Raw genomic sequence first — 26,692 nt, 5'->3', positions numbered from 1 at the left:
CATAGCCACACACTGGCCGTCCGGCCCGACCCCAGGAGGACACCGATGCTCTCGCTTTCCAATGTTTCCGCCTCCCTGCCCCGCCCCGTTTCGCTCCGCCTGCCCGACGCCGGGACAGACCGGTCCGTGGGCGATCTGCTGTCGCGGGCCCGCGCGGCACTGGACGGCGACCCGCGCCGCGCCCGCCGCTGTCTCGACGAACTCGCGAGCCTGCTGGAGCCGAGCGCCCCCCTTGTCATGGAGGAGAGCCTGCTCCTGCCCGAGACGCCGGATGCCGGCGCCCGGCCCGAGGTGGTGCGCGGCGGGCTGGCCCAGTGGCAGCTGCGCCGGGTGACCCGCCATGTCGAGGCGAACATCGGCGATGCGGTTCCGGTGGACACCCTGGCGCGGCTGGTCGGGCTCAGCTCCGGGCATTTCTCCCGCGCCTTCAAGGTGAGCACCGGCGAGACACCGCATACGTTCGTCATCCGCAAGCGCCTGCGCCGGGCCCAGGCGCTGATGCTCACCACGAACGAGCCGCTGGGCGAGCTGGCCTGCGCCTGCGGCTTCACCGACCAGGCGCACATGACGCGCCTGTTCCGGAAGTTCGTGGGGGAGACCCCCTTCGTCTGGCGCCGCGCGCACCGGGCCTGCTGAGCGGCAGCCCGCGCCACAAGGCGTCTGAGCGCCGCCCTCGCCCCGTACCGCGAAGCCGGGTGCCGCGAGAGGCCGGATGCCAGCGGCCCCGTGCGGGGTCCCTGCATCCGGACGAAAGGAGCGCCGGAGAGGGGTGGAAGGAGTGCCGGAGACCTCCCGCCCGGCGGCGCCTCGGCGACGGCTGGGCGCGCCTGCCGGAGCCCCCGGAGACCTCCTGCATGTCCGCAGGCGGGCCCGGGACAGCCCGGAGCGCTGAGCGTGACATCGGCTCCCCGGGCGGAAGCGGAGCGCCCTGCGGACGCCGTGGTGGCTGAGGCGCCCCGTGCCGGATCGGGCCGGCGCAGGCGGCGGGCCGATGCCCCGCAGCGGAGTCCGTCCGCCGGAATGCGGCCTGTGCAATCCGGGCGCCGAATTGCCAATATCGGGCCCGCCGGATGCCCCATGAGAGATCCGTTCCGCCCGGCGCGATCCCCGCGCCGCGGCCCCCTCGAGGAGTTCGACATGACTGAGTCCCCGCTGCGCGAGAAGCGCAAGGCCGCGCTGGCCACTCCGACCGCCCTCGGGCAGGACGCCCGGCGCGACATTTCCGCGGCGCTGACCGCGCTGCTGGCGGATGTCTTCACGCTCTGGGTCAAGACGAAGAACTTCCACTGGCACGTGTCCGGCCCGCATTTCCGTGATTATCACCTGCTGTTCGACGGCCAGGCCGAGACGCTGGGCGAGATGATCGACCCGGTGGCGGAGCGGGTGCGCAAGCTGGGCGGCACCACGATCCGCTCCGTCGGCCAGATCGCGGCGCAGGCGCGCATTCCCGGCAATGACGCCGATTTCGTCACCCCCTCGGACATGCTGGCCGAGCTGCGCAGCGACAATGCCGATCTCGAAAGCCGGATGCGGGTGCTGCACGGGATGTGCGACGATTACGGCGACGTGGCCACAGCCAGCGTGCTGGAGACCTGGATCGACGAGACCGAGACCCGGATCTGGATGCTGTTCGAGGCCGGCCGCCACTCGGCCTGAGCCGACCCGGCGGGCCTGTGCGGGCCGGCCCCGTGCGCGAGCCTCGGCCCGCGGCGCCGGCTGCTCCGCCCGCGAGCCCTGGCCGGCCGCGCAGGGCGTCCCGCCCGCGAGGCCCGGCTGGCCGCGCAGGCTGCCCCGCCCGATGCTGGCGATCTCCATCGCCACGCGGCCCACCCGATGGCTGTGGGCGCCCGTGCCTCCCGGCACAAGCGGCGTGCCGGGCCGACGCAGGGCCGTCCGGGGCGCGCTTTCCCCCCTTCAGCGATGACCGGGCGGTGTTCGCCGTACCGCACGGCGCGCAGGCCCGCCGGGCGGTGTGCGTTGCCCGCGGATTGTGTCGTTTCCCTGTTGGGGGGGAGCGGGCCGCCGAGGATGTGTTGCGGTCATCCCCCGCCCGTCGGTCCCGGTGGTCCAGATGCGGGGCCGGGAAGAGGCTCGAACGCGCCATGCAATATGTTGCGCAACGCGCGCGCAGCGCCGAGGCTCTGTGGAGCCCGGAGCCCGGAGCCCGGAGCCCGGAGCCCGGAGCCCGGAGCCCGGAGCCCGGAGCCCGGAGCCCGGAGCCCGGAGCCCGGAGCCCGGAGCCCGGAGCCCGGAGCCCGGAGCCCGGAGCCCGGAGCCCGGGCGACGCGGGCTGTCGCCCATGGAGGCGTACGGCGCCGGCGGTCCGGCATGCCGCAGGGGTTCGGCCTCGGGCAGCCCTTTGGGGCGATCGCGGGGTGGGTGCATGGGGTGGGCCGGGCGCAGCGCCGGTTCTCCGACGGAGGGGCGGCGTGGCCGGAGGGGGCGTCCTGCGGGCGCTTGCGCGGCCGTGCGGCGGGCGGGGCGCCTGGGCGCGCACCACTTGCCACATTGTGGCGGGCCGGGCACCGGAGCGCGCGCACCGCCGTCACACCGTGGCGAGGAACCGGTGCAGCTCCTGCACCACGGCCGAGCCCTCGCCCACGCTGGCCGCGACGCGCTTGACCGAGCCGGAGCGCACGTCGCCCACCGCGTAGATGCCCGGGCAGGCGGTGGCATAGGGCGATGCCGCGCCCGCCGCCGCCCCGGTGAGCACGAAGCCGCTGTCGTCGAGCGGCAGGCAGCCTTCCAGCCAGGCGGTGTTGGGCTCCGCCCCGATCATGGTGAAGAGGTTGCCGGCCTCCACCCGCGTTTCGGCGCCGCTGCGGATGTCGCGCCAGGTCACCTGCCGCAGCCGGTCGGGGCCGGTGAGGGCGACCACCTCGCTGTAGGGATGCAGGGTGATGTCCGGCGACAGGCGGATCCGGGTGACGAGATAGTCCGACATGGTGGCCGCGAGGCCCGCGCCGCGCACCAGTACATGCACGTGGCGGCTGCGGCGCGAGAGGTAGACCGCCGCCTGCCCGGCGGAATTGCCGCCGCCCACGATCACCGCGTCCGAGCCGGCACACAGCGCGGCTTCCATCGCCGTGGCCGCATAGTGGATGCCGCTGCCCTCGAAGGCCGCGCAACCGCTCAGCGCCAGCCGGCGGTAGCGCGCGCCGGAAGCGATGACCAGGGTCGCGGCAAGCAGGTCCTGCCCGTCCTCCAGCGTGACGCGGAAGGGGTGGCAGCTGCAGTTCACCCCGGTCACCGCGCGCGACACCGCGATGCGCGCGCCGAATTTCTGTGCCTGCACCTGGGCCCGGGCGGCCAGCGCCTGGCCGGAGATGCCGGTGGGAAAGCCGAGGTAGTTCTCGATGCGTGAGCTGGTGCCGGCCTGCCCGCCCGGGGCGAGCGCCTCGATCACCAGGCAGGACAACCCCTCGGAGGCGGCATAGGTGGCCGTGGCCAGCCCGGCCGGCCCCGCCCCCACCACCACGACATCCCAGACCCGCAGGGGATCGGACGCCTCGGTGAGGCCCAGCCGGTCCGCGAGCTCCGGCGTGGCGGGGTTGCGCAGGATGTCGCCGCCGGGCAGGACCACGGCGGGCAGATCGGCCGGGCCGAGGCCGAGGCCCTCCAGCACCGCCGGCGCCTCCGGGGCCCCCAGGGTATCGACCAGCCGCAGCGGGTAGCCGTTGCGCAGGGCGAAGCGTTCCAGGCGCAGGAGGTCCGGGTGGCTCGCGGGGCCGATGAGCGTGATGCCGGCGGCCCCGGCGTGCAGGAAATCCATGCGCCGCAGGATGAAGGCCCGCATCAGGATCTCGCCGATCTCCGGCTCCGCCGACATCAGCCGCGCCACGTCGCCGGAGGCCACGCGCAGCACCCGCCCGGGCTCCAGCACACGCGCGCTCACCAGCAGGGCGCGAAAGCTCACGTGGTCCAGTTCGCCGGTGAACTGCCCGGCCCGGTGCACGGTGACCGGGGTTTCCGTGGCGCCGCCGGCGAGATCGCCGTGGAAGATGCCGATGGCGCCCTCCAGCAGCACGAAGAGATCGGCCCGGCGCCCGCCCCGCTCGAACAGCACGTCGCCAGCGTGCAGCGCGTCCTCGGACGCGAAGGCGCGGATGCGGTCGCACTGCGCCGGGGTGAGGACGGGGTAGACGCGCAGGCGTGCGGAGGGGTCGGCGGAGGCGGGAACGCGGTCGGACATGATGTGCTCCTTGCAGGGGCCCGAACGGGGCGTCGCATCATCGCAGCCGGGCGCGCGTCGCGCTTGCAGCGGGCGCGGATGTCTTGCACGCAACCCTGTCCCTGTCCCTGTCCCTGTCCCTGTCCCTGTCCCTGTCCCTGTCCCTGTCCCTGTCCCTGTCCCTGTCCCTGTCCCGATCCCTGCCGGTCTCCCCTGCCCCTTCATGACGCCCGGGCCCGCCCTCCCCGTCGCACGATCCGCCCGGCAGCCCCCGTCGCGGGGCCGCACCCGTGGGAGAGCGGGCCGCGTGCCGGGGGCGCGGGCAACCGGGCGGGGCGTTCCGGGTTCCGGCGGCGCCTCAGGCCAGGGACGGGGCGACCCCTGCCCTTTGGCACTGCGCGCAAGCGCCGGGGGAGGCGAGCCCGGCATTGCGCGCCGCGAGATCGGGGGCGGCGCTCTGGCGTGTCGGCGGCGGGGCGGGGGCGCTTTCGGGCCGCCAGATCACCCCGAAGGCGAGGTAGAGCACCAGCAGGAGCAGCAGTTCGGCTCCGAGGATCAGGCGCCTGCGCGGCGCGCTGGCGTGGCCGAGGACGGAGATGGATCCGGTCATGGGGTGCCTCCGCGGCTGACGGTGCAAGGGAGCGGAACGGGTGCGCCCCGGGGTGGCGGGTGGAGGCGCTGGCAAAGGAGTGGCCGACGGTCGGGAAAAACCGCCGGCCACCCAGGGACCGGCCGTCAGGGAGAGAGGGGAACGGGCCGGTGGGGGAGAGCAGGCAGGCTGACCGGGCGCCACCCCCCGGAGCGCGGCGCCGCGCCCGGCTGGCCGGGCCGGGAGGGCCGGAGCCCGTCAGGCCCGTGCCGGACCAGCGGAAGGGGGAAAACCATTGCGCGGTCCTTTCCGGAAAACCTGCGGTGGCGTCGGGTCATGGGTTATGTGTAAATGGGAGCGCGGCTCCCCGGCTTGTACGCAAGCGGAGCGGTTTGCAGGATCAACACCAGAACGGATGGCGCGCAGCCGTGCAGCATATGACGAGTGACCGCCCTGCCGAGCCCGGACGCGATACCGTCGTCATCGTTGACGACGATCCCCGGGTGCGCGGCTCCATCGACAGTCTGCTGCGCTCGGTCGGCCTGCACACCCGGACCTGCGAGAGCGCGATGGAGCTGCTCGACGGCGGCCTGCCCGACGGCACGAGCTGCATCATCGCCGACATCCGCATGCCGCGCATCGGCGGGCTGGAGCTGCAGCAGCGCCTCGCGGAGCTGGGCCACGGCATTCCGCTCATCTTCATGACCGGGCATGGCGACATCCCCATGTCCGTGCAGGCGATGAAGGCCGGCGCGGTAGACTTCCTCACCAAGCCGTTCCGGGACCAGGACATGCTGGACGCCGTGGACGCGGCCCTGGCCCGGGACCGGGCCCGCCGCGCGCGGGACGAGGCGGCCGCCGCCCTGCGCGCCCGGCACGACAGCCTCACCCCGCGTGAGCGCGAGGTGATGGAGGGCGTGGTGCGCGGCCTGCTGAACAAGCAGATCGCCGGGGAACTGGGCCTCGCGGAGATCACCGTGAAGCTGCACCGCTCCAGCATGATGAGGAAGATGGACACCCGCTCCGTGGCCGACCTGGTGCGCCTCTCCGAGTGGCTGCGCCAGTCCTGAACGGGCGCCCCTGCCGCGGCCGCCGGGCACGGTAAACACATGTATAGGATGAAGCCGCAGGCCGCGGGACACATATTCACGCCTGAAAGCGTTCATTGGGGATGCCCCGGGAATGAAAGCGCAGCGTGACCCAGTTTCTCATAGCCGTTCTGGACGATGACGACCATGTACGTGATGCCACCGCGAGCCTCCTGCGGTCTGCAGGCCATCGCACCCGGGTGTTTGCCTCGGTGGCGGCGTTCTCGGCGCATGACGCGCGGGAGATCGCGTGCATCGTCAGCGATTACCGCATGCCCGGGCGCTCCGGGCTGGAGTTGCTGGAGGAGTTGCGCGCCCGCGCCTGCACGGTGCCGTTCATCCTGGTGACGGCCTTCCTCTCCGAACCGCTGCGCCGCCGTGCCCTTGCGAGCGGCGCTCTGGCCGTGCTGGACAAGCCGCTGGACGAGGTCCGGCTGCTCGCGCTGCTCGAAACCGCGCTGAACGGCCCTGCCCCGCAGGGCTGACCGCCCCCCACACCGACCGACACGCCCCTGCCCCCGGGGTGCCAGCCGCCGCCGGGCGCCACCGAGGGTGGCGCGGGCGTGCGGGGCCGCGTGAGCCCTCCGCCCCGGGGGGCAATGGCAGCGTCACGGTGGGCTCGCGGCCCCCGCGCCGGGTCTCGGGCGGGAGGGGGATGCCGTGGCGCGAAGGGTGACGCGCCGATCTTCGCGTTTGAACAAAAGAAATTTCACTGTATTTATTCTTGAACAGAGGCGATTTTATGCCAATTGGAAGGAGTATGCCTTGGACTTTTCGACAATTGATCTCAAACTCTTCGCGACACTGTTCCTGCTGCTGCTCATCGGAATCGGCCCGAAAATTGCCCTCGTCCCCTTCCTGGAGAAGACCAGGGGCGCCACGCCGGAGGTGCAGCGCGAGGTGGGGCGGCGCATGGTGATCACGGCGGTGATCGCCGCGCTGGTGGTGTTCATGGTCGGCGGGCTGCTGCTGAAGATGCTGCACATCACCTCGGGCGCGGTGGCGGTGGCCGGGGCGATCATCCTGGCCCATATCGCGGTGCGCATGGCGCTGGGGCCCGGCGAGGAGGTGGTCAAGGAAGCCCACATGGTGCCGAAGGACCTCACCAAGATGGCGGTGTACCCGCTGGCCGTGCCCTACCTGTTCAACCCGGTGGGCATCACGGTGGTGATCATCGCCTCCGACAGCGCCGAGGGCATCGTCGCCACGCTGATGGTGCTGGGGCTCATCCTGCTGGTGGGCGCGCTGGACTACCTGCTGTTCAGCAACATCGACAAGATCGCGAAGCGCATCAACCCCACCTCGCTCGTGGTGTCGGAAATCGTGTTCGGCATCCTGCTCACCGCGGTCGCCGTGCAGCTCCTGCTCTTCGGCCTGCGGTCGCTGGGCGTGCTCGCCCCCGGAGTGGCGGGGCACTGACCGGTCGCACAAGGGGCAATGGCCGGGCTCTGACCGGGCCCCGGGGATCACCGGGGCAGGCGTGGCGCGGGTGCGCGCGCCGCCCCGGAGGCACGGCCGCGCAGCGGCGATGCCCGGCCGAAGCGCTGGCCCTCCGGCCCGGCGTCAGGCCGGCGCGGCGGCGGGGGTGGGACGCGTGTCCTCCTGCGGCTCCAGCGGCAGGGTGATGCGGGCGCAGGCGCCGCCCGAGGGCCGGTCGGTGAGCGCGAGGCGGCCGCCGTGCCGCTCCACGATCGAGGCGGAGATCGCCAGCCCCACGCCCATCCCGTCCGGCTTGGTGGTCTGGAACGGCTCGAAGGCCCGTTCGTGGAAGGCCTCCGGCAGGCCGGGCCCGGTGTCGCGCACCTCTATGGTCGCGCAGCCGTGCCGGCTCCGGGTCACGATCTCCACGTCGCGCGGGCCGGCCTGCCCGTCCATGGCCTGAAGGGCGTTCATCACCAGGTTGATCAGCACCTGCTGCAGCAGGATACGGTCTGCCGTCAGCTCCGCCGCCCCTGCGCCGGGGCGCACGGTGAGCGTGCCGCCGTGGCGGGCGGCCTCGTCGTGCAGCAGCCCGGCGGTCTCATGCACCAGCGCGTCAAGCCCGACACGGGTGCTCTCCTGCCTGGCCGGCTTGCCGGTGATGGCGCGGATGCGGCGGATCACCTCGTCCGCGCGCTGCACCGATGCGATGACGCTGGTGAGCGCGGTGGTCACCTCGCCCAGATCCGGCCTGTCGCGCACCAGCCAGCGGTGCGCGGCCCCGGCATAGCTGCGGATCGCGGAGAGCGGCTGGTTGATCTCGTGCGCGATGGAGGCGGAGACCTGTGCCATCACCGTGGCGCGGTGCGCGCGCTCCAGCCGCGCGCGCGAATCCGCCACCGCCGCGCCGAGCCGCCGGCGCTCCGTCACGTCCAGCATCGAGCAGGGCACCCGGTCGAGCGCGGCCTCGGCCGCCAGCGAGAACACCACGATCATGTCCAGCATCTGGCCGTCGCGGCGTTCGACCCGGGTCTCGATCTCCACCTCGCCGCCCCGGTCCAGGGCGAGGATGCAGTCCGCGAAGCGCGGCCCCAGCCCGGGCAGGAACTCGTCGCGGTACTGGCGGAAGGCACACGCGTCGAGGAAGCCGAAGAGCTTCAGCGCGGTGCTGTTCACATCGGCCAGGCGCAGGCTGCGGCGCATGCGCTCCACCTCCGCCGGATGGGTGGCGAGATACGCGGCGAGGTCGCTCACGCCCCGCGCGCGCAGCGCCGCCACAGCCTCGGCCAGCGGCCGGAAATCATACGCGCAGATCGCGACGGCCACAGTGTTGAAGGTGGTGCGGTAGCGCTGCTCGGAGAGCTGCAGCGTGGTGAACATCTTCTGGGCCCGGCGGATCAGCAGCGTGGCGACACCGATGGCCGCCAGGCTGAACACCATGCGCAGCACCGCGCTGAGGTCGTCGTTGCCGTTGCCATGCACGGCGAGGAAGGCGATCAGGGTGAGCGCGGCGCAGGCGAGGCCCCAGCGCGCCACGTTCACCGGGCGCAGGTCGCTCGTCAGCAGGATCAGCGCCAGCACGTAGAGGGTGGCCACGCCGCTCATCAGGGGCGTGAACGTGTCCACCAGGAAGATCGCGACGATCATCGCGATGGTCGCGACGAGGCGCGCGGGGGAATGTCGAGTCCCGGGGACGGGAGGAAGGGACATGCGGGGCTCCGGCAGGCTCTGTGCAGGCGGGCAGCCGGCCCCCCTCGGGAGAGGGGCCGGGCGACGGGTCGGCAGAGGGTAGAGGGTAGAGGAGGTGTCGGGGGATTCCTATTCAACCAGAGGTATATATTCCTCGGTATCGCCCGGCGGCAGCTGGAAGCGGCCGTGCTGCCAGTCCCCCTGGCGCCAGGCCTCCTTCGCCGCGTCGATCTTCTCCTGCGAGGAGGCGACGAAGTTCCACGAGATGTAGCGCGGGCCGTTCAGCGTCTCGCCGCCCAGCACCATCACCCGCGCGCCGCGCTCTCCGGCGATGAGGGTGATGGCGTCGCCGGGGCGGAACACCATCATCCGTCCGGCCTCGAAGCTCTGCCCGGCCACGCTCACGCTGCCCTCCACCACGTAGACCCCGCGGTCCTCGTGGTCATCGGGAAGCGGCAGCATGGCGCCGGCGGCCAGCACGGCATCGGCGTAGAAGGTCTCCGTGAAGGTCTTCACCGGCGCGCGCGCGCCCCAGGCGGTGCCGAGGATCAGCCGGACGGACTTGCCCGGCTCCTCCAGCAGCGGCAGCGCCTCGCGGCCGTGATGCTCGAAGGCCGCGCCCATCTCCTCGTCCTTCTCCGGCAGCGCGACCCAGGTCTGAATGCCGTAGAGCGCGCCGGGGTTGGCCCGCATCGCGGCGCTGGTGCGCTCGGAATGGGTGACGCCGTTGCCGGCGATCATCCAGTTCACCTCGCCGGGGTAGATCATCTGGTCGGTGCCCAGGCTGTCGCGGTGCTGGAACTCGCCGCGGTAGAGATAGGTGACGGTGGCGAGGCCGATATGCGGGTGGGGGCGCACGTCGATGCCGCCGCCGGTGAGGAATTCGGCCGGGCCCATCTGGTCGAAGAAGATGAACGGGCCCACCATCTGGCGGTCCGGCGCCGGCAGGGCGCGGCGCACCTCGAAGCCGCCCAGGTCCCGCGCGCGGGGGATGATCAGCGTCTCGATGGCGTCAAGGCCGCCGGTGTCGGGGCAATCGGGCGATTGGGTGGGGTTCCAGCTCATGGGTCTGTCCTTCCTGTCGGCGGGGCGCCTGTGGCGCGCCCTCGCGGCGTGGGTCCGGCAGGCAGGGCGGCCTGCCGGGGGCGGGTGAGGCGGAGGGGGCCCCTGCGGGCCCGCCCCCCGGAGAGGCCCCGGCCCCGGAGGGCGGGGGCCGGGCGCCGGGTCAGTCGGCGATCGGATCTAGATAGGCCTCGATCTGGGCGCGCAGCCGCTCATGCTGGTGCGGCAGTTTCAGCGCCTCGCCCAGGTGGTCCGGCGCCTCGTCGCGGTCAAAGCCGGGCTCGGCCGTGGCCACCTCGAACAGCACCCCGCCGGGGGTGCGGAAGTAGATCGCCCAGAAATAGTCGCGGTCGATCACCGGGGTCACCTGGTAGCCGGTGTCCATCAGCGACTGGCGCACGGCGAGCTGGGCCGCGCGGTCCGGCACCGAGAAGGCGATGTGATGCACCGAGCCCGCGCCCTGCTGGGCCCGGTCGGCCCCCGGCAGCACCTCGACATCCACCGTGTCGGCCCCGTTGCCGCCGGCGATGGCGTAGCGGGTCACGTCGCCCTCGGTGGCGAGGCGGTCATAGCCCATGAACTCCAGCAGCTCGCCGGTGGCCTTGCCGTCGCGCAGCCGCAGCGTGGCGCCGCGGAAGCCGCGCACCGCCTCGTCCGGCGTCACGCCGGAGCCGGTCCAGCCCGGGCGGGCGTCAGCGGCGATCTCGGCCAGCGCGAAGCCGTCGCCATCCGGGCCGTCGAAGCGCAGGCGCCGTTCGCCGAACAGGGTGTCCTCGGCCAGCCCGGTCACGCCGTGGCCGCCCAGCCGCTCCTTCCAGTAGCCCAGAGAGCCTTCGGGCACGGAGAACACCGTGGTTCCCACCTCGCCGGTGCCCGGACGGCCCCGGCCGACGCCGCGGAACGGGAAGTAGGTCATCACCGAGCCGGGAGTGCCCGCGGCGTCGCCGTAGTAGAGGTGATAGGTGTCCGGCGAATCGAAGTTCACCGTTTTCTTCACCCGGCGCAGGCCGAGGGTCTTGGTGAAGAAGTCGCTGTTGGCCTGGGCGCTCGACGCGATCGAGGTCACGTGGTGCAGGCCGTTGATCTGCTTGTCCATTCTATCCTCCTGTCGGCCAACCGGGCCGGAGTGGCTGTCTACAGGGCTATAGATGGGCCAGTTCGACCCTTAAGAGAATGGCAATAATATTGACAACACCATTACGCAGTGAGCAATAATCGGGTCATGGGTGATCTCGAGGCACTGCAGGTCTTTCTCTCGGTTGCGGAGCATCGCAGCTTCGTTGCCGCCGCGCGACACCTGTCGATGACCCCGCCATCGGTCACCCGCACGGTGGGCGCGCTGGAGGAGCGGCTGGGGGTGCAGCTGCTGCTGCGCACCACGCGGCAGGTCTCGCTCACCTCCGCCGGGGCGGCCTATGCCGCGCGGGTGGGCCCGCTGGTGGAGGGGCTGCGCGCCGCGGCGGAGGACCTGCGCGAGCGCCAGGGCGAGACCTCCGGCCTCATCCGCATCAACGCGCCGATGTCGATGGGCGAGCGGATCCTGCCGGACGTGATCTCGCAGTTCCGCACGCTCTATCCGAAGGTGAATGTCTCGCTCACCCTCACGGACCGGCTGGTGGACGTGGTGGCCGACAGCGTCGACCTCGCGATCCGCATCTCCGGCCAGCCGCGCGACAAGCTCACCATCTGGCGCAAGCTCTGCCCGGTGCGCCGGGTGCTGGTGGCCGCGCCGCGCTACCTGGAAGCCTGGGGCACCCCGCGCGAACCGGAGGACCTCGGCGAGCACGTCTGCCTCGCCTATGACGCGGAGGGCGGAGCGGAGATCTGGGAGCTCAACCGCGGCGCGGTGCGGCGGCGGGTGCGCGCGGGCGCCGAGCTCAGCTCGAACAACGGCGACCTCTCCGCCCGGCTGGTCGAGAACGGCGAGGGCATCGCCCTCCTGCCGCGTTTCATCGTGGAGGCGGGCCTCGCGTCCGGAACGCTGGTGACGGTGCTGGACGACTGGTCGCTGCCCGAGCTGTGGCTCACGCTCTATTACCCGCCCTACGAGCGCCTGCCCATGCGCATCGCCACCTTCTCCGACTTCTTCGAGACCCATGTGACGGAAACCCATCCTGTGTGAGGCTACTCGTCCTCCCGCAGCAGCAGCACCGGCGCGGGCTCCACGGTGTCGTCGGCGAGGTCGATCTGCCAGGCGATGCGGGTCTGGTAGCGCACGACCACGGAGTACTCGGGGCCCAGCACCTCGCGCACGGTGCTGCGGAACGGGATCCGGGCGAGGGCGGCGGGCAGCAGGTCGGCGGCGGAGGCGATGCGGTACTGCGCGTCCGACGGCAGGTCCACCAGCGCCCAGATCTCGGCCACCCGGTCTCGGGCATGCACCTCCACGCGCAGCACCTCCACAGGCACCGTGCCGGCCCAGCGGCGGATCTGCGCGGCAAGGGCCGCCTCGGTGCGGGTTTCCACGTAGCGGTAGTAGGTGGTGGTGAGCAGGTGCAGGAACACCAGAACCAGGAAGGCGGTGGCGATGGTGGCGCTCATGGTGAAGCGCATGCGCCGCCGGCCGCGGGCGAGCAGGAAGCTCGACGGGCTGGAGGCGATGTAGACGATGCAGGCCGAGAAGATGATGGCGCCGAAATTGGTGGCGAAGAGCAGCACCGCTTCCAGCGCGCGGCGCGGCTCCTCGAAATGCAGCAGCAGCCCCGCGGCGGCGAGCGGCGGGACCAGCGACACGCCGATGGCCGCTCCCGGCAGCAGGCTGATCTCGGATTTCTGGATCTGGACATAGGCGCCGGCCACCCCGGCGGCGAGGGCGATGAGCAGGTCCTCCGCCCCCGGGTGGGTGCGGCTGCCCACCTCCACCGGCAGGGTGACGCCGCGCGGCGCGTCGATGGCCCAGGCGATGGCCCAGGCCACGCCCACGCTCACCGCCGCGGCGAAGAGCACCACCAGCGCAAGCCACAGCGCCCGGCCCAGCCAGCCCATCACCATGGAGGAGGCGATGCCCAGGATGGGGGTCATCAGCGGCGCGATCAGCATCGCGGCGATGACCACGGCGCCGGAATCGCGCAACAGGCCCATGGTGGCGATGGTCACCGCCAGAGTGAGCAGCATGGCGAAGCGTCGCCAGTAGGCGCCCGGGTCCGACCCCTCGAAGCGCAGGATGTCCCGGGTGATGGAGAAGTCCCGTATCGGCATCGTCGGCACTCTCGCGCACCCGCAGACGGGTGCGCCGCAGATCATGCCGCAAATCCGCGCCGGCGTCATGCAAATCCGGCGATCGCGGCATGCGACCATGAAATGATTGACGTCTGTCAAAACTCCCCGCACTCTCCGCGGCAGGGAGGAAAACAGACGTGATGCGCAAGCCCACTCTTCATGACGTGGCGCGGGCAGCGGGCGTGAGCTATGCCACCGCCGACCGGGTGCTGAACGCCCGCGGCGGGGTGGCGGCCAAGTCCGAGGCGCGGGTGCGCGCGGCGATCGAGGCGCTCGGCTACACGCGTGACGTGCATGCCGCGAACCTCTCGCGCCGGCGGCTGTACCGGTTCCGCTTCCTGCTGCCCGACGGCGACCACAGCTTCTTCCGCGCCCTGCGCGCCGCGGTGCTGGCCGAGGCCGGCGCGCGGGCGGGCGACCGGGTGCGCATCACTCTCAGCGAGGTGCCGGCCTTCGACGCCGAGGCGCTGGCCGACGCGCTGGAGCGGGTGGACCCGGAAGCCTGCGACGGGCTTGCCATCGTGGCGAGCGGCAGTGCGCGGGTGAGCGCGGCCATCGCCGGCCTGCGCGCCGGCGGCGTGGCGGTGGTGACGCTGGTCTCCGACGCGCCGGGGGCGGAGCGCGACGCCTATGTGGGCATCGACAACCTGGTGGCCGGGCGCACCGCCGCGCGGCTCATGCGGCTGGGGCACACCGGGCGCTCCGGCCTCGTGCTGCCGGTGGTGGGCGCGCGCGCCGCACAGGACCATGCCGAGCGGCTGGCCGGGCTGGAGCAGAGCCTTTCCGGCGCGCCGGGCCTTGCCCTGCTGCCGGTGGTGGAGGCGTTCGACAGCCCCTCGCGCATGCGCGCGCTGGTGGGTGCTGCGCTGGCGCGGGAGCCGGGCATCAGCGGCATCTACAGCATGGGCGCGGGCAACCGCGGGCTGGTGGAGGCGCTGCGCGCACTCGGGCGGCCACGGCCGCTCGTGGTGCTGCACGAGCTGGTGCCCCATGCCCGCGAGGCGCTGGAGGCCGGGCTGGTGGACGCGGTGATCGACCAGAAGCCGGTGCAGGAGGTGGCCGCGGCCCTCGACATCCTGCGCGCGCTGGCCGACGGGCGGCCGGCCCCGGCCGGGAGGGGCGCGATCACCCCGGCGATCTACCTGCCAGAGAATCTTCCGGCGAACCTGCCGGCGAACCTGCCCGCCTGCCCGGCGCGGGCCGAAGAAGACAACAATACCACCAGAACGGGAGGAGCCGCCTGATGACGGGATATTTCGAGGGCATCGCGCCGCTGGCGCATGACCCCGGGGCGGAAGGCCTCGCCTTCCGGCATTACGACCCCGACGAGATCGTGCTGGGCCGGCGCATGGAGGACCACCTGCGCTTTGCCGTGTGCTACTGGCACAGTTTCGGCTGGGAGGGAGGCGACCCGTTCGGCGGCGCCACCTTCGAGCGGCCGTGGTTTCCCAATGACGACATGGGCCGGGCGAAGCTGAAGGCGGAGGCGGCGTTCGAGCTGTTCCGCATTCTCGGCGTGCCCTATTTCACCTTCCACGACCATGACGTGCGCCCCGAGGGCGCGCGGCTGGCCGAGAGCCATGCGCGGCTCGACGAGATGGCCGATCTCTTCGAGGCAAAGATGGCGGCCGGCGGCCCGAAGCTGCTCTGGGGCACGGCGAACCTGTTTTCCAACCGCCGCTACATGGCCGGGGCGGCCACGAACCCGGACCCGGATGTGTTTGCCTATTGCGCCTCGGTGGTGCGGCACTGCATGGGGGTGACCCACCGGCTGGGGGGCGAGAACTACGTGCTCTGGGGCGGGCGCGAGGGCTACGAGACCCTGCTCAACACCGATCTCGCCCGCGAGACCGAGCAGATGGGCCGGTTCCTCAGCCTCGTGGTGGAGCACAAGCACCGCATCGGCTTCAAGGGCGCCATCCTGGTGGAGCCGAAGCCGCAGGAACCCACCAAGCACCAGTACGACCATGACGTGGCCACGGTCTACGGCCTGCTCAAGCGCTTCGGGCTGGAGGGCGAGGTGAAGGTGAACATCGAGCAGGGGCATGCGATTCTCGCCGGGCATTCCTTCGAGCACGAGATCGCGCTTGCCGGCGCGCTCGGCATCTTCGGCTCGGTGGACATGAACCGCAACGACCCGCAATCGGGCTGGGACACCGACCAGTTCCCCAACAACGTGGCCGACGTGGCGCTGGCCTATTACGAGATCCTGCGGCTGGGGGGGTTCACCTCCGGCGGCACGAATTTCGACGCGAAGCTGCGGCGCCAGTCGCTCGATGCGGAGGACCTCGTGGCGGCGCATGTCGGGGCGATGGATGTCTGCGCACGCGGGCTGAAGGCGGCGGCGGCCCTGCTGGAGGGCGGCGCGCTGGAGGAGGCGCGGGCGGCGCGCTACGCGGGCTGGGCGCGGGGCGATGCCCGTGCCATGCTGGCCCCCGGCGCCACGCTCGCGCAGATCGCCGACCGGGCAGAGGCGGAAGACCTCGACCCGCAGCCGGTTTCCGGCCGGCAGGAAAGACTGGAAAACCTCGTCAACCGCTACGTGTAAGACGAGACTGGGAGGAAATGATGAAGACGATCAAGGGCCCCGGGCTCTTCCTCGCGCAATTCGCGGGGGACGAGGCGCCGTTCAACTCATGGGACAGTATCACTAGATGGGCGGCGGACTGCGGCTACAAGGGCGTGCAGCTGCCGAGCTGGGACGGCCGGCTCATCGACCTCGCCCGCGCCGCCGAGAGCCGGGACTATTGCGACGAGCTCGCCGGCGTGGCGGCGGCGAACGGGGTGGAGATCACCGAGCTTTCCACCCATCTGCAGGGCCAGCTGGTGGCGGTGCACCCGGCCTATGACGAGGCGTTCGAGGGGTTCGCGGCGCCTCAGGTACGCGGAAACCCGGCGGCGCGGCAGGCCTGGGCGGTGGAGCAGGTGCGCCTCGCCCTCACCGCCTCGGCCAACCTCGGGCTGGGGGCGATGGCGAGCTTCTCCGGCGCGCTGGTGTGGCCCTATCTCTACCCCTGGCCGCAGCGCGCGCCGGGGCTGGTGGAGGAAGGCTTCGACGAGCTCGCCCGCCGCTGGCGCCCCCTGCTCGACCATGCGGAGGCCTGCGGGGTGGACATCTGCTACGAGATCCACCCCGGCGAGGACCTGCATGACGGCATCACCTACGAGATGTTCCTCGAGCGCACCGGCAATCACGCCCGGGCATGCATGCTCTACGACCCCTCGCATTACGTGCTGCAATGCCTTGATTACGTGGAGAATATCGAGATCTACCACGAGCGCATCCGCATGTTCCACGTCAAGGACGCGGAGTTTCGCCCCTCCGGCCGGCAGGGGGTGTACGGCGGCTTCCAGCCCTGGATCAGCCGCGCCGGGCGCTTCCGCAGCCCGGGCGACGGCGAGGTGGATTTCTCCGCCGTGTTCTCGGCACTCACCACGCACGGGTTCGATGGCTGGGCCGTGGTGGAATGGGAGTGCTGCCTGAAACACCCCGAGGACGGGGCGCGGGAGGGGGCGGCCTTCGTGAACAACCACATCATCCGGGTGACCGAGCGCGCCTTCGACGATTTCGCCGGTGGCGGGGCCGACAGGGCCGCAAACCGCCGCATGCTGGGGCTGGGGGCATGAGCGCGCCGATCCGCCTCGGGATGGTGGGCGGCGGCCAGGGCGCCTTCATCGGCGCGGTGCACCGGATCGCGGCGCGGCTCGACGGGGAGTTCACGCTGGTGGCGGGCGCGCTCTCCTCCACGCCTGAGCGGGCGCGGGAGAGTGCGGCGGCGCTGGGGCTCGACCCCGCGCGCTCCTATGCCGGGTTCGAGCAGATGGCGGCGGCGGAGGCGGACCGGCCGGACGGCATCGAGGCCGTGGCCATCGTGACGCCCAACCACATGCATGTGCCGGCGGCGAAGGCCTTCCTTGCCCGCGGCATCCACGTGATCTGCGACAAGCCGCTCGCCGCCACGGAGGAGGATGCCGACAGCCTCGCCGAGGTGGTGCGCGTGGCCGATGCGCTGTTCATCCTCACCCACAACTACACCGGCTACCCGATGATCCGCCAGGCGCGGGAGATGGTGGCGGCCGGCGCGCTGGGGCCGCTGCGGCTGGTGCAGGTGGAGTATGTGCAGGACTGGCTCACCCGCCCCCTGGAGGCCGAGGGCTCGAAACAGGCCGAGTGGCGCACCGACCCCGCCCGCTCCGGCGCGGGCGGCGCGGTGGGCGACATCGGCACCCATGCGCATAACCTCGCCTGTTTCGTGAGCGGGCTCGAGGTGGAGGAGCTGGCGGCCGACCTGCAGAGCTTCGGCACCGGGCGCAGGCTCGACGACAACGGCCACGTGATGCTGCGCTTTCGCGGCGGGGCGCGGGGCATGCTGTGGTGCAGCCAGGTGGCGCCGGGCAACGAGAACGGGCTGCGGCTGCGCCTCTACGGCCCGGCCGGCGGGCTGGAATGGCATCAGGAGCAGCCCAACCACCTGTGGTTCACGCCCGAGGGCGGGCCCACGCAGCGCCTCACCCGCGGCGGCCCCGGCGCGGGGCCGGCGGCGGCGGTGGTGAGCCGCACGCCCTCGGGACATCCGGAGGGGTATCTGGAGGGCTTCGCAAACCTCTACACCGAGGCGGCGGCGGCGATCCGGGGCTTTGCGCCCGGCGGCCCCCCTGCCCCAGGCCTGCTGCCGGGGGTGGAGGCGGGGCTTTCGGGCATGCGCTTCATCACCGCCTGCGTGCGCTCCTCGCAGGCCAATGCCGCCTGGGTGCGGTTGTGAGCACGCCCGCACTCGAACTGGCGGGGGTGAGCCGCAGCTTCGGCCCGGTGGAGGTGCTGCACGGCGTGACTATCGCCCTGCGCCCGGGCCGGGTGCACGCGCTGATCGGGGAGAACGGCGCCGGCAAGTCCACCACGATGAAGATCCTCTCCGGCTACCTCGCCCCCAGCCGGGGCGAGGTTCGGGTGGCGGGGGCGCCTGCGCGCTTCGCCTCGGTGCGCGAGGCGGAGGCGGCTGGCATCGTGCTCATCCACCAGGAGTTCAACCTGGCAGAGCAGCTCACCGTGGAGCAGAACCTGTTCCTCGGCCGGGAAATCCGCCGGGGCTGGCTGCTCGACAAGCCGGCGATGCGGGCCCGGGCGCGCGCGCTGCTCGACCGGCTCTCCTGCGCGGCGGGGGTGGACCGTGTGGTCTCCACCCTGTCGAACTCCGACAAGCAGATGCTGGAGATCGCGAAGGCGCTGGCGCGCGAGGCCCGCGTGCTGATCATGGACGAGCCCACCGCCGTGCTCACCCGCGCGGAGACCGACATCCTGCTCACCCAGGTGCGCGCACTGCGCGATGCGGGCACGGCGGTGCTCTTTACCTCCCACAAGCTCGACGAGGTGCGCGAGATTGCCGACGACCTCACCATCATGCGCGACGGCGCGGTGGTGTGGCAGGGGGAGGCGGCGGGGATGAGCGAGCACGACATGGCCGAGGCCATGGTGGGCCGCGAGGTGTCGGGCCTCTACCCCGCGAAGCCGCCGGCGCCCGGCGGCGCGCCGGTGCTGGAGGTGGAGGGGCTCGACGTGCCGGGCCACGCGGAGGGGGTGAGTTTTGCCCTGCGGGCGGGCGAGATCCTCGGCGTGGCGGGGCTGATCGGCTCGGGGCGGACGGAGACCTTCGAGGGGCTGTGCGGGCTGCGGCCGGCGCGCGGGCGCATCCGGCTCGACGGGCGCGAGGTGCGGGTACGCTCGCCGGCCGAGGCGAAGGCGCTCGGGCTGGGCTATCTCACCGAGGATCGCAAGACGCGCGGCCTGCTGCTCACCAAGTCCCTGCGCGAGAACCTCACCCTCACCGCGCTGGAGCGTTTCGCCCGGCTCACCATCGACACCGCGGCGGAGGAGCGCGCGCTCGACACTGCCATCGCGGAGTTCGACATCCGCGCGGGCGCGCGGAACGGGCCGGTGGGCAACCTCTCGGGCGGCAACCAGCAGAAGCTCCTGCTGGCCCGCACCCTGCTGCCCGAGCCGCGCATCGTGATCATCGACGAGCCGACGCGGGGCATCGACATCGGCACCCGCCAGCAGATCTACCGCTTCATCCGCGAACTGGCCGCAAGCGGGCGCAGCATCGTGGTGATCTCCTCGGAGATGCAGGAGGTGATCGGCCTCGCCGACCGGGTGCTGGTGATGTGCCGCGGCCGGGTGGCGGGTGAGCTGGAGGGTGAGGACATCACCGAGGCGCAGATCGTGCGGCTGGCGATGGGGCTGGGCGCCCCGGCCCCCGCGGCGGAGGAAATGGCATGAGCGACACCACCACCCTGCCCCGCGCGCACCGCGCCCTGCCTTCGATGACCGTGATCGGCCCGGTGCTGGCACTGGTGCTGCTGGTGCTGATCGGCGCGGCCCTGAACCCGAATTTCCTCGCCTGGGCGAACGTGAGCAACGTGCTGGCGCGCTCGGCCTTCATCGGCATCATCGCGGTGGGGATGACCTTCGTGATCACCGCCGGGGGGCTCGACCTCTCGGTGGGCTCGATGGCGGCCTTCATCGCCGGGCTGATGATCCTGGTGATGAACGCGGCCCTGCCCACGCTCGGCGTGGGCGTGCCGCTGGTGCTCCTTGGGATGGCCACGGCGCTGGTGGCGGGCCTCGCGGCGGGGTTTCTCAACGGCATCCTCATCACCCGGCTGGGGATAGAGGCCTTCATCGTCACGCTCGGCTCGATGGGCATCTACCGCTCGCTGGTGACCTGGCTGGCGGACGGCGGCACGCTCTCGCTCGATTTCACCCTGCGCAGCTTCTACCAGCCGGTGTACTACGGCGGGGTGCTGGGGGTGAGCTGGCCGATCATCGTCTTCGCCGTCACGGTGGTGCTGGGCGAGATCGCCATGCGGCGCATGGTGTTCGGGCGGCATTGTGCGGCCATAGGCTCGAACGACCAGGTGGCGCGCTATTCCTCGGTCAACATCGCGCGGGTGCGGCTGATGACCTACGTGCTGCTGGGCCTGCTCGTGGGGGTGGCGACGATCATGTACGTGCCGCGGCTGGGCTCGGCCTCGGCCTCCACGGGGCTCTTGTGGGAGCTGGAGGCGATCGCCGCGGTGATCATCGGCGGCACGGTGCTCCGGGGAGGTTTCGGCCGGGTCTGGGGCACGGTGATCGGCGTGCTGATCCTGAGCCTGATCGGCAACATCCTGAACCTTACCGACCTCGTCTCGCCCTATCTCAACGGGGCGATCCAGGGGGCGATCATCATTCTCGCTGTGATCCTGCAGCGCGAAGGGAAAGCGGGCGCATGAGACGCACCGCGCCACATCTTTGGGAGGATACCATGAAGCATATCATAGCAGGCATCGGCCTGGCGGGCGCACTGGCCGCGGCGCCGGCTCTCGCGCAGGAGACGAAGGTGATCGGCGTCTCCATTCCCGCCGCCACGCATGGCTGGGCGGGGGGCATGAACTACTTCGCCCAGGCCGCGGTGGAGCGGCTGGAGCAGACCTACCCGCAGCTCGACTTCGTGCTCGCAACCGCCTCCGACCCCGGCAAGCAGGTGAACGACATCGAGGACATGGTGGCCACCCGGCACATCGACGCGCTGGTGGTCCTGCCCTTCGAATCCGAGCCGCTGACCGGGCCGGTGCAGGCGGTGGCGCAAAGCGGCGCCTGGGTGACGGTGGTGGACCGCGGCCTGAGCCAGGAGGGCATCGAGGACCTCTACGTGGCGGGCGACAATTCCGGCTTCGGCCGGGTGTCGGGCGCGTTCATGGCCTCGCAGCTGCCCGAGGGCGGCAAGATCGTGGCTTTGCGCGGCATCCCCACCACTATCGACAACGAGCGCGTGGCCGGCTTCGAGAGCGCCATCGAGGGCAAGGACATCGAGGTGCTGGGCATGGAGCACGGCAACTGGAACCGCGATGACGCCTTCACCGTGATGCAGGACTTCCTTTCGAAATTCCCCGAGATCGACGCGGTCTGGGCCTCGGACGACGACATGGCCATCGGCGTGCTGGCGGCCATCGAGGCCTCGGGGCGCGAGGACGTGAAATTCGTGCTCGGCGGCGCGGGCATGAAGGAGATGGTGAAACGCACCATGGACGCGGACCCGATGATCCCCGCCAACGTGACCTACCCGCCCTCGATGATCGCCACGGCCATCGAGGTGACGGCGCTGGGGCTGGTCTCGAACGCGCCGGTATCGGGCGAGTTCATCATCGGCTCGGTGCTGGTGACGCCCCAGAACGCGGAGCAGTTCTACTACCCCGACAGTCCTTTCTGAGGGGGACTTGCCGAAGCGCGCGGGCGGCGGATCAGTGCCGCTGCCCGCGCCGCATCCGCGCCTCCAGCCAGGCGCCGTAGCGCGACAGGCCGAAGACGAAGACGAAATAGATGAGCCCGAGGAACACGTAGACCTCGATGAAGGCGCGGCCCCAGTCGCCGCTGCCGAGCGCTGCATTGCCCGAGGCCATCACCTCGAAGAAGCCGATGATGGTGACGATGGAGGTTTCCTTGAAGGTGATCACCACCTGGTTGATCGTGGACGGCAGCGTGTTGCGGAAGGCCTGGGGCAGCTCGATGAGGAAGACGCGCTGTGCGGGGCTGAGCCCCAGCGCCGCCGCGGCCTCGCCCTGCCCCTCATGCACCGATTGCAGGCCCGCGCGCAGGATCTCGGCCTGGTAGCAGGCGAAGAACAGCGCATAGGCCAGCACCACGCGCACCAGCTTGTCGCCCTGCAGCCAGCCGGGCACGAGCAGCGGCACCACCACGGCGGCGGTGAACAGCAGCGTGAGCAGCGGCAGCGAGCGGACCACGTCGATCAGCCCGCCGGCGCAGCCCCGCACCACCGGCAGTTTCGAGCGGCGCGCGAGCGCGAGGCCCACCGCCATCGGCATGCCCGCCACCACCACGCCGCAGAAGATGAACAGGGTGAGCGAGAGCCCGCCCCATTGCTCGGCCGTGACAGGTGCGAGCCCGGCCACCCCGCCGCGCATCAGCACCAGGAACAGCCCGAAGCCGGCCACCCAGAGGGCGGCGAGCCGTTTCACATGCCAGAACAGCGGCCAGCAGGACAGGCCCATCGTGACCATCACCGCGAGGCAGGCGAGGGCCGAGCGCCAGTGTTCCTCCGCCGGGTAGAGGCCGAAGAGGATGAGCCGGCCGCGCGCCTCGATCACCGCCCAGCAGGCGCCGGAGGCCCCGGCGCAGGCATCGGAATTGGGCGCGCTCCACACCGCGCCGAGGAAGGCCCAGCCCAGCACCTGCCACAGCACCCAGGCCACGCCCGCGCCGAAGACGAGGGTGACGATACGGTCGAACCAGGTGGAGAACAGCCGGCGGTGCGCCCAGGCGGCGAGGCTTTCCTTCGGGGGGGCGGCGGTGTCCATCTCAGCTCCTCCCCTTCAGTTTCAGCCGCTCGTTCAGGCGGTTGAGCGCGAAGCCGAGTGTGTAGTTCACCGCGAGGAAGCCGAGCATGAGGATGGCGAGCAGCTCCAGTGTCTGGCCGCTCTGGTTGATGGCGGTGGAGACCACGGCGAAGAAATCCGGGTAGCCGATGGCGATGCCCACCGTGGTGGCCTTCATCAGCCAGATGTACTGGTTGGAGAGGGCGGGCAGCATGGCGCGCAGCGCCAGCGGCAGGCGGATGAAGCGGTTGACCTGCCCCGGGGTGAGGCCGAGGGCGCGACCGGCCTCGAGCTTGCCCGGCTCGACCGAGAGCAGCCCGCCGCGCACGATCTCGCCGATATAGGCGGCGCCGAACAGGGTGAGCCCGACGAGCAGCGCCGAGAACTCCGGCTTGAGCGTGAGGCCGCCCGCGATGCGCAGGCCCTGCAGCTCGGGCAGCGAGAGCATCGGCACGCCCGGGGCGCGGCCCGCCCAGAGCAGCACGCCCGCGAGCAGCAGCCAGCTCAGTGCCAGCCAGCGCCCGGCCCGCAGCCCGCGCCGGGCGGCGAGCACGCTTGCCGCCACCCCGGCGAGGGCGGCAAGGCCGAGTACCGCAAGGTCGGCGGCGGAGAATTCGGGTTCGGGCAGCACCAGCCCGCGGTTCGAGAGCACCACCGCATCGGCGAAGGTGATCGCCTGCCGCGGGCTCGGCAGGTGGGTGAAGACCGCGTACCAGAAGAAGGCCTGCAGGATCATCGGCACGTTGCGGAAGATCTCCACATAGGTAGTGCCTATGATCTCGAGGATGAGGTTGCCCGAGACGCGCATCAGCCCCAGCACCGTGCCCAGCAGCGTGGCGAGCAGCAGCGCCAGCGCGCCGACTGTGAGCGTGTTCAGCAGCCCCGCCAGCAGCACGCGGGCGTAGCTGGAGCGGGCGGAGAGCTCGATGACGGAGACGTTCACCGGCCAGCCGGTGGAGCGGTCGAGAAAGCCGAAGCCGGTGGCCATGCCCTGCCCGAGGATGTTCTCGCGCGCGGTGAGCACCAGCCCGGCGAGAACGAGCGCGATCACGAGCAGCAGCCCCACCTGGATGGTGAAGCCCGCCCGGGTGCGGAACGAGGCGAAACGCGGCATAGGCATCTCCGGCAGACGGCGGGCGCCAGTGGCGGCCCGTGGGGCAGTGCGGGCAGGCCGCGCGGCGGCGGCCCCCCGGAGGGTCGGGCGGAACCGGGCCGCGCGGAGCGGTCCGGCCCCGTGGGGCATGTCGGCCTCGGCCTGTCCGGCCGGAGGGCGGGCGCCGGGCCCGGACTGGTCGGGCCTGACCGGAGCCGCCGCGTGTCCGACCGGGGGCTGTCGGGCCCGGGGCCGGATTGGGCCCGTCTGGCATCCAACCCGAGTCAGTCGGGCCCGGTGCCCGGGCTGGTCGGCTCCGTCCGATCGGGGCGGGCTCGGTTTCGTCGGGCCATCCGGCCCCGGGGGCTTCGGGATCGGCTCCGGACTGGCCCGGTCCATCCGGGCCGGGGCGGTCCTGTTCGCGACCGGTCCTGTCAGGCCCGGGCCGTCGGGGCCGGTGGGGTTCCGGCGGCTTCGGTGCGGGCGGGGGCGCCTGCTGCGGGCCGGGGCGGGCCGCTCCTGTCAGGCCCGGGTCTTGCGGCCCGGGCCCGGGCAGGTCAGTCGAGCACCAGCGGGTAGAGAAGGCCGCCCTTGTTCCACAGCCGGTTCATGCCGCGGGGCAGCTGGTAGCGCGAGCCCTCGCCCACCGTGCGGTCGTAGATCTCGCCGTAATTGCCCATGGTCTTGATCACGTTGTAGGCCCAGTCGTCGGAGAGGCCGAGGCGCTCGCCGATGCCCGGCGAGACGCCGAGCAGGCGCTCGATGGTGGGCGAGGGCGGGGCGGCGCGGATCTCGTCGACATTCGCGGAGGTGATGCCCTCCTGCTCGGCGTAGAGCAGCACGGAGACCATCCAGTTCACCACGTCGAGGAAGTCGTCCTCGCCCTGGCGGACCACGATGCCCTCCGGCTCCAGCGCCAGCACGTCGCCGAGGATCTCGAAGGCCTCGGGGTCGGGCGCGTTCACGCGGGTGGCGGCGAGGAAGGGGCCGAAGCCCGCGATGGCGTCGCAGCGCCCGGCGTAGAGGGCGGCGCGCAGCTCCTCGCCCTTCTCGAAGGCGAGCGGCTCGTAGGAGATGCCGTTGGCCTCCATGTAGTCGGCCAGCACGCGCTCCACCGTAGTGCCGGAGTTCACGCAGAAGACGCCGCCCTCCAGGTCGGCCACCTTCGTCGCACCGATGTCCTTGCGCGACATCACGTAGAAGGGGCCGATGAAATAGGGGCGGGAGAATTGCAGGCCCAGCTCGGTGTCGCGGCTCATGGTCCAGCCGGTGACCTTGATGATCACGTCCACGTCGCCCGACTGGAGCGCGGGGAAGCGCTGCGCCCAGCTCACCGGGATGATCTGCAGCGCGTCGGGCGTGCCGAAGATGGCGGTGGCCAGCGCGCGGCACATCTCGATGTCGAAGCCCTGCCAGGCGCCCTTGTCATCGACCTCCGCGAAGCCGAGGTAGGAGCCGTTGTGCCCGGTGCACAGCAGCGAGCCGCGGTCCTGCACGGTCTTGAGCAGGCCGCCCTCCTGTGCCGCGGCGGGCAGGGCCGGTGAGAGGGCCAGCCCGAGGGCGAGGCCGAGGGAGGCAAGACGGGTCTTCATCATCGGGAGATCTCCTTGTCGGGGGTGCCGGCCGTCTGCGGGCCGGTTCGTGAAAGGGTGAAGGCGGGGTCGGCCGCGCCGGCGCGCAGCGCGAGGCCGAGGCCGGGGCGTTCCGGCAGGGCGCGCAGGCCGTTCCGATAGCCGGAAAAGAGCGCGCCGCCCGGGGCTTGCGGGGCCCATTCGGCGGGAAGCATGTCGAAGAACACCTGGTGGAGGGTGTGGAACTCCACATGCGCCACGGCCTCGCAGGCGGCGGCGAGATGGGCGGCGGCCAGCGTGGCGACCGCGGTAGAGGAGACCTCGAGCGACAGCGCGATGCCGGTGCCGCGCAGCCGCCCGGCGAGGGCCAGCACCCGGGACGGGCCGCCGCAGGCGATCGGGGCCACCTGCAGGAAGCGGACGGCGCGGGTCTCGATCAGCGTCTCGTGGATCTCGGGGCGGTATTCCGCCTCCACCGCCATCACCGGCACGCCTTCGGCGGTGAGGCGGCGCATGCCGGCATGGTCGGCGGCGGGGACGGGAGACTGGAAGGCCTCCATCCGCTCCGCCGGCAGGGCGCGCCAGAGGGCGAGCGCGGAGGCTGCGTCATGGGTGTAGACGCCGTCGATGATGAGCCGGGTGGCGGGCGGCAGGGCTTCGAGCACCGCCTGCACGCGCTCGAGATCCGCCGCGGGGGCGAGGCCACCCACCTTCATCTTCACGATGTCGAAGCCCGCGGCGGCCATGCCGGCCATCTCGGCGGCGAGCGCCTCGGGCCCCTTGTCTGGCCCGTAGAGCCCGCCGGAAGCATAGAGCCGGGCATGCCCCGGCCCGCGGGGGTTCAGGCTGCGCCACAGGGGCAGGCCGGCGGCCTGTGCCGCGAGGTCGGCGGCGGCGAATTCCACGCCCGAGAGCGCGCTTTCCAAGAGCCCGTGCCGGGCGGTGAGCGTGGCGCGGCGGCGCAGGGCGGCGAGATGGGCCGCGAGCGCCTCCGGCGTGAGCCCGGTGAGGCCCGGGGCCACCTCAGTGCGCAGGAAGGCGGTGAGCGTGTCGGGCGCTGCGTCGAAGCACCAGCATTCGCCGAGGCCGGTGCGGCCCGCGTCATCGGTGAGCTCGACGAAGACGGCGTATTTGCGCGTCCAGACCAGGGCCGGGTTCCAGGCCCGGCCGCCGAGGTCGTTGCAATGGGTGGAGACGGTGACCCGCGCGATGCTCATGGCCGGGCACTCCGGCGCAGGGCTGGCCGCGACGGGCCCGAGCGGGCGCGGCTCCGCAAGGCGCGGCCGGACACCGCGCCGGCCCGGCCCCGGCCGGCGGCAAGCGGCGGGACCGCCGCCGCAGCGGGCCGGCCGCCACGCTCCGGCAGGGCGGAGACGGGGCGCTCGCGGCAGGCTGCGCCCGATGCGGACACCGCGCTCCGGG

At 71.9% G+C, this 26,692-nt stretch carries 24 protein-coding genes; 14 read left to right on the top strand and 10 right to left on the bottom strand.

The window, feature by feature from the left end; translation table 11 throughout:
• The first annotated feature begins 45 nt into the window (after positions 1 to 45).
• Positions 46 to 636: a helix-turn-helix domain-containing protein gene (locus FDP22_RS20910; protein WP_138576117.1), complete on the top strand. Its 591-nt coding sequence runs from the start codon at positions 46 to 48 to the stop codon at positions 634 to 636.
• A gap of 501 nt (positions 637 to 1,137) precedes the next feature.
• Positions 1,138 to 1,656, top strand: a complete 519-nt coding sequence (locus FDP22_RS20905) for a Dps family protein (RefSeq protein ID WP_138576116.1) — start codon at positions 1,138 to 1,140, stop codon at positions 1,654 to 1,656.
• An 889-nt stretch (positions 1,657 to 2,545) separates the two neighbouring features.
• Here FDP22_RS20905 and FDP22_RS20895 read toward each other — a convergent pair.
• Together FDP22_RS20895 and FDP22_RS20890 are read right to left on the bottom strand one after the other, a co-directional pair.
• A complete protein-coding gene (locus FDP22_RS20895) occupies positions 2,546 to 4,192 on the bottom strand; it encodes an FAD-dependent oxidoreductase (RefSeq protein WP_138576115.1) in 1,647 nt (548 codons plus the stop codon).
• Between the two features lie 337 nt (positions 4,193 to 4,529).
• Positions 4,530 to 4,781, bottom strand: coding sequence for a hypothetical protein (locus FDP22_RS20890; protein ID WP_138576114.1), 252 nt, complete (start codon positions 4,779 to 4,781; stop codon positions 4,530 to 4,532).
• Positions 4,782 to 5,197: 416 nt separating this feature from the next.
• Between FDP22_RS20890 and FDP22_RS20885 the strand changes: the two genes are divergently transcribed.
• The 3 genes from FDP22_RS20885 (at position 5,198) to FDP22_RS20875 (ending at position 7,267) form a co-directional block, all read left to right on the top strand.
• A complete protein-coding gene (locus tag FDP22_RS20885; RefSeq protein ID WP_138576113.1) occupies positions 5,198 to 5,830 on the top strand; it encodes a response regulator transcription factor in 633 nt (210 codons plus the stop codon).
• Positions 5,831 to 5,955: 125 nt separating this feature from the next.
• Positions 5,956 to 6,333 (top strand): response regulator transcription factor, encoded by a 378-nt coding sequence (locus FDP22_RS20880; protein ID WP_138576112.1) that lies wholly within the window; start codon positions 5,956 to 5,958, stop codon positions 6,331 to 6,333.
• Positions 6,334 to 6,613: 280 nt separating this feature from the next.
• Positions 6,614 to 7,267 (top strand): MarC family protein, encoded by a 654-nt coding sequence (locus FDP22_RS20875; RefSeq protein ID WP_138576111.1) that lies wholly within the window; start codon positions 6,614 to 6,616, stop codon positions 7,265 to 7,267.
• Positions 7,268 to 7,411: 144 nt separating this feature from the next.
• On the opposite strand, the gene FDP22_RS20870 is transcribed toward FDP22_RS20875, so the two are convergent.
• The 3 genes from FDP22_RS20870 to FDP22_RS20860 form a co-directional block, all read right to left on the bottom strand.
• Complete coding sequence (locus FDP22_RS20870; protein ID WP_138576110.1) at positions 7,412 to 8,977, bottom strand: sensor histidine kinase; 1,566 nt, start codon at positions 8,975 to 8,977, stop codon at positions 7,412 to 7,414.
• A 108-nt stretch (positions 8,978 to 9,085) separates the two neighbouring features.
• Complete coding sequence (locus tag FDP22_RS20865) at positions 9,086 to 10,021, bottom strand: pirin family protein (RefSeq protein WP_138576109.1); 936 nt, start codon at positions 10,019 to 10,021, stop codon at positions 9,086 to 9,088.
• 160 nt (positions 10,022 to 10,181) lie between these two features.
• Positions 10,182 to 11,114, bottom strand: a complete 933-nt coding sequence (locus tag FDP22_RS20860; protein WP_138576108.1) for a ring-cleaving dioxygenase — start codon at positions 11,112 to 11,114, stop codon at positions 10,182 to 10,184.
• Positions 11,115 to 11,240: 126 nt separating this feature from the next.
• Here FDP22_RS20860 and FDP22_RS20855 point away from each other — a divergent pair, with 126 nt between their 5' ends.
• Positions 11,241 to 12,140 (top strand): LysR family transcriptional regulator, encoded by a 900-nt coding sequence (locus tag FDP22_RS20855; RefSeq protein WP_138576107.1) that lies wholly within the window; start codon positions 11,241 to 11,243, stop codon positions 12,138 to 12,140.
• A 2-nt stretch (positions 12,141 to 12,142) separates the two neighbouring features.
• On the opposite strand, the gene FDP22_RS20850 is transcribed toward FDP22_RS20855, so the two are convergent.
• On the bottom strand, positions 12,143 to 13,216 hold the full coding sequence (locus FDP22_RS20850; RefSeq protein WP_170317822.1) for a DUF389 domain-containing protein: 1,074 nt from the start codon (positions 13,214 to 13,216) through the stop codon (positions 12,143 to 12,145).
• Between FDP22_RS20850 and FDP22_RS25220 the strand changes: the two genes are divergently transcribed.
• From FDP22_RS25220 to FDP22_RS20815, 8 genes are read left to right on the top strand one after another with little or no spacing between them, the layout of a single operon-like run.
• Positions 13,194 to 13,322, top strand: a complete 129-nt coding sequence (locus tag FDP22_RS25220) for a hypothetical protein (RefSeq protein WP_277884156.1) — start codon at positions 13,194 to 13,196, stop codon at positions 13,320 to 13,322. The genes FDP22_RS20850 and FDP22_RS25220 overlap by 23 nt on opposite strands.
• A gap of 55 nt (positions 13,323 to 13,377) precedes the next feature.
• Positions 13,378 to 14,481, top strand: coding sequence for a LacI family DNA-binding transcriptional regulator (locus FDP22_RS20845; protein ID WP_138576105.1), 1,104 nt, complete (start codon positions 13,378 to 13,380; stop codon positions 14,479 to 14,481).
• Positions 14,478 to 15,785, top strand: a complete 1,308-nt coding sequence (gene xylA / locus FDP22_RS20840) for a xylose isomerase (RefSeq protein ID WP_170317835.1) — start codon at positions 14,478 to 14,480, stop codon at positions 15,783 to 15,785. The genes FDP22_RS20845 and xylA overlap by 4 nt, the downstream gene beginning before the upstream one ends.
• A gap of 20 nt (positions 15,786 to 15,805) precedes the next feature.
• A complete protein-coding gene (locus tag FDP22_RS20835) occupies positions 15,806 to 16,864 on the top strand; it encodes a sugar phosphate isomerase/epimerase family protein (RefSeq protein WP_138576307.1) in 1,059 nt (352 codons plus the stop codon).
• Complete coding sequence (locus FDP22_RS20830) at positions 16,861 to 18,000, top strand: Gfo/Idh/MocA family protein (RefSeq protein ID WP_239032009.1); 1,140 nt, start codon at positions 16,861 to 16,863, stop codon at positions 17,998 to 18,000. Before FDP22_RS20835 ends, FDP22_RS20830 begins: the two co-directional genes overlap by 4 nt.
• Positions 17,997 to 19,511, top strand: coding sequence for a sugar ABC transporter ATP-binding protein (locus tag FDP22_RS20825; RefSeq protein ID WP_138576103.1), 1,515 nt, complete (start codon positions 17,997 to 17,999; stop codon positions 19,509 to 19,511). Before FDP22_RS20830 ends, FDP22_RS20825 begins: the two co-directional genes overlap by 4 nt.
• Positions 19,508 to 20,506: an ABC transporter permease gene (locus FDP22_RS20820; protein ID WP_138576102.1), complete on the top strand. Its 999-nt coding sequence runs from the start codon at positions 19,508 to 19,510 to the stop codon at positions 20,504 to 20,506. The genes FDP22_RS20825 and FDP22_RS20820 overlap by 4 nt, the downstream gene beginning before the upstream one ends.
• Before the next feature lie 32 nt (positions 20,507 to 20,538).
• A complete protein-coding gene (locus tag FDP22_RS20815; protein WP_138576101.1) occupies positions 20,539 to 21,483 on the top strand; it encodes an ABC transporter substrate-binding protein in 945 nt (314 codons plus the stop codon).
• A 31-nt stretch (positions 21,484 to 21,514) separates the two neighbouring features.
• Here the strand turns inward: FDP22_RS20815 and FDP22_RS20810 are convergent, their stop codons facing one another.
• From FDP22_RS20810 to FDP22_RS20795, 4 genes are all read right to left on the bottom strand, one after another.
• Positions 21,515 to 22,588, bottom strand: a complete 1,074-nt coding sequence (locus tag FDP22_RS20810; protein ID WP_138576100.1) for an amino acid ABC transporter permease — start codon at positions 22,586 to 22,588, stop codon at positions 21,515 to 21,517.
• Position 22,589: 1 nt separating this feature from the next.
• Positions 22,590 to 23,720, bottom strand: coding sequence for an ABC transporter permease subunit (locus tag FDP22_RS20805; RefSeq protein ID WP_170317821.1), 1,131 nt, complete (start codon positions 23,718 to 23,720; stop codon positions 22,590 to 22,592).
• Positions 23,721 to 24,256: 536 nt separating this feature from the next.
• On the bottom strand, positions 24,257 to 25,294 hold the full coding sequence (locus FDP22_RS20800) for an amino acid ABC transporter substrate-binding protein (protein ID WP_170317820.1): 1,038 nt from the start codon (positions 25,292 to 25,294) through the stop codon (positions 24,257 to 24,259).
• Complete coding sequence (locus FDP22_RS20795) at positions 25,291 to 26,487, bottom strand: enolase C-terminal domain-like protein (protein ID WP_138576098.1); 1,197 nt, start codon at positions 26,485 to 26,487, stop codon at positions 25,291 to 25,293. Before FDP22_RS20795 ends, FDP22_RS20800 begins: the two co-directional genes overlap by 4 nt.
• Positions 26,488 to 26,692: the final 205 nt, after the last annotated feature.

Origin of the sequence: Paroceanicella profunda (assembly GCF_005887635.2) — a bacterium.
In the GTDB taxonomy this organism is placed as follows: Bacteria; Pseudomonadota; Alphaproteobacteria; order Rhodobacterales; family Rhodobacteraceae; genus Paroceanicella; species Paroceanicella profunda.
The sequence above is the reverse complement of the archived record's forward strand: the minus strand, read 5'-3'. Positions and strand labels throughout refer to the sequence as shown.

Coding starts and splice junctions, on each gene's coding strand:
- FDP22_RS20795 (WP_138576098.1), bottom strand. CDS start 26,487: ATGAGCATCGCGCGGGTCACCGTCTCCACCCATTGCAACGACCTCGGC.
- FDP22_RS20835 (WP_138576307.1), top strand. CDS start 15,806: ATGAAGACGATCAAGGGCCCCGGGCTCTTCCTCGCGCAATTCGCGGGG.
- FDP22_RS20810 (WP_138576100.1), bottom strand. CDS start 22,588: ATGGACACCGCCGCCCCCCCGAAGGAAAGCCTCGCCGCCTGGGCGCAC.
- FDP22_RS20870 (WP_138576110.1), bottom strand. CDS start 8,977: ATGTCCCTTCCTCCCGTCCCCGGGACTCGACATTCCCCCGCGCGCCTC.
- FDP22_RS20820 (WP_138576102.1), top strand. CDS start 19,508: ATGAGCGACACCACCACCCTGCCCCGCGCGCACCGCGCCCTGCCTTCG.
- FDP22_RS20805 (WP_170317821.1), bottom strand. CDS start 23,720: ATGCCGCGTTTCGCCTCGTTCCGCACCCGGGCGGGCTTCACCATCCAG.
- FDP22_RS20860 (WP_138576108.1), bottom strand. CDS start 11,114: ATGGACAAGCAGATCAACGGCCTGCACCACGTGACCTCGATCGCGTCG.
- FDP22_RS20895 (WP_138576115.1), bottom strand. CDS start 4,192: ATGTCCGACCGCGTTCCCGCCTCCGCCGACCCCTCCGCACGCCTGCGC.
- FDP22_RS20800 (WP_170317820.1), bottom strand. CDS start 25,294: ATGATGAAGACCCGTCTTGCCTCCCTCGGCCTCGCCCTCGGGCTGGCC.
- FDP22_RS20815 (WP_138576101.1), top strand. CDS start 20,539: ATGAAGCATATCATAGCAGGCATCGGCCTGGCGGGCGCACTGGCCGCG.
- FDP22_RS20865 (WP_138576109.1), bottom strand. CDS start 10,021: ATGAGCTGGAACCCCACCCAATCGCCCGATTGCCCCGACACCGGCGGC.
- FDP22_RS20845 (WP_138576105.1), top strand. CDS start 13,378: ATGCGCAAGCCCACTCTTCATGACGTGGCGCGGGCAGCGGGCGTGAGC.
- FDP22_RS20910 (WP_138576117.1), top strand. CDS start 46: ATGCTCTCGCTTTCCAATGTTTCCGCCTCCCTGCCCCGCCCCGTTTCG.
- FDP22_RS20830 (WP_239032009.1), top strand. CDS start 16,861: ATGAGCGCGCCGATCCGCCTCGGGATGGTGGGCGGCGGCCAGGGCGCC.
- FDP22_RS25220 (WP_277884156.1), top strand. CDS start 13,194: ATGGAGAAGTCCCGTATCGGCATCGTCGGCACTCTCGCGCACCCGCAG.
- FDP22_RS20905 (WP_138576116.1), top strand. CDS start 1,138: ATGACTGAGTCCCCGCTGCGCGAGAAGCGCAAGGCCGCGCTGGCCACT.
- FDP22_RS20855 (WP_138576107.1), top strand. CDS start 11,241: ATGGGTGATCTCGAGGCACTGCAGGTCTTTCTCTCGGTTGCGGAGCAT.
- FDP22_RS20885 (WP_138576113.1), top strand. CDS start 5,198: ATGACGAGTGACCGCCCTGCCGAGCCCGGACGCGATACCGTCGTCATC.
- FDP22_RS20890 (WP_138576114.1), bottom strand. CDS start 4,781: ATGACCGGATCCATCTCCGTCCTCGGCCACGCCAGCGCGCCGCGCAGG.
- FDP22_RS20850 (WP_170317822.1), bottom strand. CDS start 13,216: ATGCCGATACGGGACTTCTCCATCACCCGGGACATCCTGCGCTTCGAG.